The organism is Ruminococcus flavefaciens ATCC 19208, assembly GCF_000518765.1.
Lineage (GTDB): Bacteria > Bacillota > Clostridia > Oscillospirales > Ruminococcaceae > Ruminococcus > Ruminococcus flavefaciens.
Map to the genome: position 1 here is coordinate 110,146 of NZ_KI912494.1, position 4,988 is coordinate 115,133.

At 46.2% G+C, this 4,988-nt stretch carries 4 protein-coding genes; 1 reads left to right on the forward strand and 3 read right to left on the reverse strand.

Annotation, left to right across the window (positions count from 1 at the left end):
- The coding region (locus L870_RS19565) for a dockerin type I domain-containing protein (protein ID WP_037272817.1) at nt 1–555 on the forward strand (555 nt) is incomplete at its 5' end.
- Nucleotides 556–617: 62 nt separating this feature from the next.
- On the opposite strand, the gene L870_RS0116105 is transcribed toward L870_RS19565, so the two are convergent.
- The 3 genes from L870_RS0116105 to L870_RS18135 all read right to left on the reverse strand — a co-directional run.
- On the reverse strand, nt 618–2,705 hold the full coding sequence (locus L870_RS0116105) for a glutamine synthetase III family protein (RefSeq protein ID WP_028519022.1): 2,088 nt from the start codon (nt 2,703–2,705) through the stop codon (nt 618–620).
- 134 nt (nt 2,706–2,839) lie between these two features.
- On the reverse strand, nt 2,840–4,438 hold the full coding sequence (locus L870_RS0116110; protein WP_028519023.1) for a CTP synthase: 1,599 nt from the start codon (nt 4,436–4,438) through the stop codon (nt 2,840–2,842).
- A 95-nt stretch (nt 4,439–4,533) separates the two neighbouring features.
- On the reverse strand, nt 4,534–4,988 hold a 455-nt coding region (locus tag L870_RS18135; RefSeq protein WP_037272821.1), incomplete at its 5' end, for a P-II family nitrogen regulator.

Below are 4,988 nucleotides of genomic sequence, written 5' to 3' on the forward strand. Positions count from 1 at the left end.
ACAACGACAACAACAACATCAACTACAACCACATCAACATCTACTACAACTACAACAGAAAAATCTTCAACAACTTCCGAAACAACAACTACAGAAATCACAACATCAACAACTTCTGAGACCACAGAGATAACAACTGAAACAACATCATCAACAACTTCTGAGACTACAGAGACAACAACTGAAACAACAACTTCTACAACCTCTGAGACTTCAGAAACAACTACATCTACAACAACCACAACATCAACAACTACTACAGTAAGCACAACAACTTCAGCTCCTGTTGATGACGAGCCCGATATCGAGCTTGGTGATGCATCAGGCGACGGAAAGATCGATGCAGTTGATGCAAGCATTATCCTTATGATATATGCAATGAATTCAACTTCTAAGAACGTGCCGCTGACAGAAAAACAGAAGCAAGCATATGATGTTAACGGTGACGGAAAGGTAGACGCACTTGATGCTTCTTATATCCTCTGTTACTATGTATACGTTTCAATTGCTAAAGGCGATGTTATTTCCTTAAAGGAATTTATCTTCGGTGTATAAACCGAAAAAAGCCGTATTCGTAATGAATACGGCTTTCTTTTTTTATGTAAATCTCATTTATATCAAACACCGAAAAGAAGCTTGTCGTAAGTTGGGAATGGATAATAATCCTCGGCTGTGATAGTCTCAGCCTTGTCGGCAGCTGCACGGAGCTTATCCATTGCAGGTATCATCTTGTCGCGGACGAATTCGGACTGAGGGATTATAGCGTCTATTTTCTTGAGTCCTGTAACTGTGCCCTCAAGCTCTGTTGTTGCCTCGTCCATTTCGTCTATGAGTGCTGAAAGCTCGGTAACAAGCTTTGTTTCGTACTTGCAGGCAACCTTTGATACGCTCTTCTTTACTGCAACAGCGGAAGCTGTATCAGATGCAAATTTTGCAACAGCAGGGATTATCTCCTTGCGAGCCATATCTACCATTGTCTGAGCCTCTATGTTTACGGATTTAACGTAGTTTTCAAGCATGATATCGCAGCGTGAGTATATCTCAGCTTCGGTGAAGATACCGTGAGATGTGAGCATCTCAACATTCTTCTTGTCGCATATTTTAGGCATACAGTCAGCTGTAGTTCTCAGGTTGGAAAGTCCGCGTTTTTTAGCCTCTTTTATCCATGAATCATCGTAACCATTGCCATTGAAGATTATGCGCTTGTGATCCTTGATAGTCTTTTTGATGAGATCATGGAGGGACTTGTTGAAGTCCTTAGCGCATTCGAGCTTGTCGGCGAACTGCTTTAATACCTCAGCAACTGCTGCATTGAGGTGGATATTAGCGCAGGAGATACTGTTTGAAGAGCCAAGCATACGGAATTCGAATTTGTTGCCTGTAAATGCAAATGGGGAAGTTCTGTTACGGTCTGTAGTGTCCTTGCTGAACTGAGGAAGAACATCAACTCCAAGCTTCATCTTTTCCTTTGCTGTACCGCCGTAAGGCTTGTCGTTCTCAATAGCTTCGAGTATAGCTGTGAGCTCATCGCCGAGGAAGATAGAAATAATAGCAGGGGGAGCTTCGTTAGCACCGAGACGATGATCGTTGCCTGCGGTAGCGACTGAAAGTCTCAGCAGATCCTGATAGTCGTCAACAGCCTTGATAACAGCTGCAAGGAAGAGCAGGAACTGTGCGTTCTCATATGGAGTCTCGCCGGGGGAGAGAAGGTTTACGCCTGTATCTGTAGAGATAGACCAGTTGTTGTGCTTACCTGAGCCGTTAACTCCATCAAATGGCTTTTCGTGGAGCAGGCATACAAGTCCGTGTCGCTCTGCCACTTTCTTCATAACTTCCATTGTGAGCTGGTTGTGGTCAGCGGCAATATTTGTTGTCTTATAGATAGGTGCAAGCTCGTGCTGTGCAGGAGCTACCTCGTTGTGTTTGGTCTTAGCGAGGATACCAAGCTTCCAAAGCTCCTTGTCAAGGTCAGCCATATATTCTGCGACTCTTGTCTTGATAGAGCCGAAGTAGTGGTCTTCCATTTCCTGACCCTTTGGCGGCATTGCACCGAACAGGGTACGACCTGTCATTACAAGGTCCTTGCGCTTTTTGTACATTTCACGGTCAACGAGGAAGTATTCCTGCTCTGGACCAACTGATGTGCGGACGCTTCTTACGCCCTCGTTTCCAAAGAGCTTGAGTACACGTAAAGCCTGCTTGTTGAGAGCTTCCATTGAGCGCAGGAGCGGAACTTTTTTGTCAAGTGCTTCACCTGTGTATGAGCAGAAGGCTGTAGGGATATAGAGTGTGCCGTCCTTGATGAAAGCGTAGGAAGTCGGATCCCAAGCTGTATATCCGCGAGCCTCGAATGTAGCACGAAGTCCGCCTGATGGGAATGAAGAAGCGTCAGGCTCGCCCTTTACGAGCTCCTTGCCAGAGAACTCCATAATAACTCTGCCATCGGGAGCAGGAGTGATGAAGCTGTCGTGCTTCTCGGCTGTAACACCTGTCATTGGCTGAAACCAGTGTGTGTAGTGAGTAGCGCCTTTTTCGATAGCCCAGTCCTTCATAGCAGCTGCTACTGCATTTGCAACTGAAATATCAAGGGGAGTACCTCTGTCGATAGTTCTTTTAAGTGACTTATAAACCTTTTCGGAGAGGGTAGCTTTCATGACTCTCTCATCGAATACCATTGAACCAAAATACTCTGTTACCTTTTCCATTTTATTTACCTCCATTTTTTATAATTCACAATTCGTAATTAATAATGCTTAATTATTGTGTTCGCTTACGCTCACGGATTTAAAATACATCGCCATAAGGCGATACCATTTAATTATGAAGTATGCATTAAGCATTACGCATTATTTAAGAGCGAAGCCCTTATAAAGTCCGCGAAGAGCTTCTGCGGTTTGTTTGGACGTGATTTGAATTCGGGGTGGAACTGAACTCCGATGAACCACGGGTGGTCGGGGAGTTCCACTATCTCGACCAGCTTTTCGTCAGGTGACATACCTGCGATTTGGAGTCCGTTTTGTGTAAGTACCTTGCGAAATGCGTTGTTGAATTCGTAGCGGTGGCGATGACGCTCGTAGATGAGCTCTTCGCCGTACAGCTCGCGGCATTTTGAGCCCTCTTTCAGCTTGCAGGGATAAAGTCCCAGTCGCATTGTTCCGCCTTTTTCGGAAATGTTTCTCTGCTCGTCCATGATGTCGATGACAGGGTATGGAGTTTCACCGAATTCCGCTGAATCCGCACCTGCAAGTCCACATACGTTTCGTGCGTATTCGATGACAGTCATCTGCATACCGAGGCAGATACCGAAGAAGGGGACTTTATTCTCTCTTGCGTAGCGTATAGACTCCACCATTCCCTCAATTCCTCTGTGACCGAAGCCGCCCGGGACTATGATACCGTTGCAGTCCCTGAATGTTTCGGCAGCATTTTCGGCAGTTACGTTCTCGGAGTCTATCCACTTTATCTCAACTGCTGCATCGTTTATGATACCGCCGTGTCTCAGGGCTTCTGCGACTGAGAGATAAGCATCGTGGAGCTCTACGTACTTGCCCACAAGTCCTATTGTAACTGTCTTGTGGGCGTTCTCAGCACGGTGTACCATTTCTGTCCATTCTGTCAGGTCGGGAGCGTTGTCTGCAATACCGAGGTGACGGCATACGGAATGTGCAAGCCCTTCTTCTTCAAGCCACAGCGGAACTTCATACAGGGACGGGGCTGTCAGGTTCTGGATAACGTCTTCTTTGCGGATATTGCAGAAGAGAGCTATCTTCTCAGCCATATCATCTGGTATACGTTTTTCCGTGCGGCAAACTATTATATCAGGCTGAATGCCTATGGAAAGGAGCTCCTTTGTGGAGTGCTGCGTGGGCTTGGATTTTAGTTCCTCAGAGCCTGCGATGTACGGAACAAGAGTAACGTGTATGTAGCATACATTCTCGCGTCCCTGTTCTGTACCTACCTGTCTTATAGCTTCAAGAAAGGGTGTTGACTCGATATCGCCGACAGTACCGCCTATCTCAGTGATGACCACATCGGCATTAGCCTCATTTGCGGCGCTGTAGACTCTGTTTTTTATTTCGTTTGTTATGTGTGGGATCACCTGTACTGTACCGCCGAGATAGTCGCCGCGTCGTTCCTTTGTTATGACGTTCCAGTATATCTTTCCTGTGGTCACATTGGAGTGCACTGAAAGATTCTCATCAACGAAACGCTCATAGTGTCCGAGGTCAAGATCTGTCTCAGCACCGTCATCAGTTACGAAAACCTCGCCGTGCTGGAATGGCGACATAGTACCGGGGTCTACGTTGATGTATGGGTCGAACTTCTGTATTGTGACTTTATAGCCGCGCTGTTTGAGAAGTCTGCCCAGGGAAGCAGCTGTGATACCTTTTCCGAGTCCGGAAACGACTCCGCCTGTTACAAAAATGAACTTTGACATTTTTTCTTATGCTCCTTGAAATACATTTATGAGAAAGGCAGTCTGCGAACATCTGGGAGATTTGTGTGATGATGTCCGCAAACGCCCTTATCAGCTTATGCTTTTTCCCACTCTGCCGAATCGTGGAGTGCGTTGTAGCCTTCCTCGCCTGTACGTATCTTGATAACGTTCTCAATGTCGTAAATGAACATCTTGCCGTCACCGTAGTTGCCTGTGTAGAGTGCAGCCTTTGCTGCCGCAACTACCTTTTCAACAGGAACCGCACATACTGCGATCTCAGCCTTTACCTTAGGAAGCAGGTTCATCTCAACAGCTGCACCACGATAGTAGTTGCGCTGTCCGTTCTGCATACCACAGCCAAGAACGTTTGTTACTGTGATGCCCTTGACATCAATATGTTCCATAGCTTCGATGAACTGCTGTAATTTCTGCTGTTTGAATATAACTACGATGTTTGTGAGCTTTGTTGCGCCGTCAGGTGAAGGAACTGAGTAGTTCTCAACTTCAACTGCCTTGTCAACTGGAACAGCAGGAGCTTCGGGAGTACCTA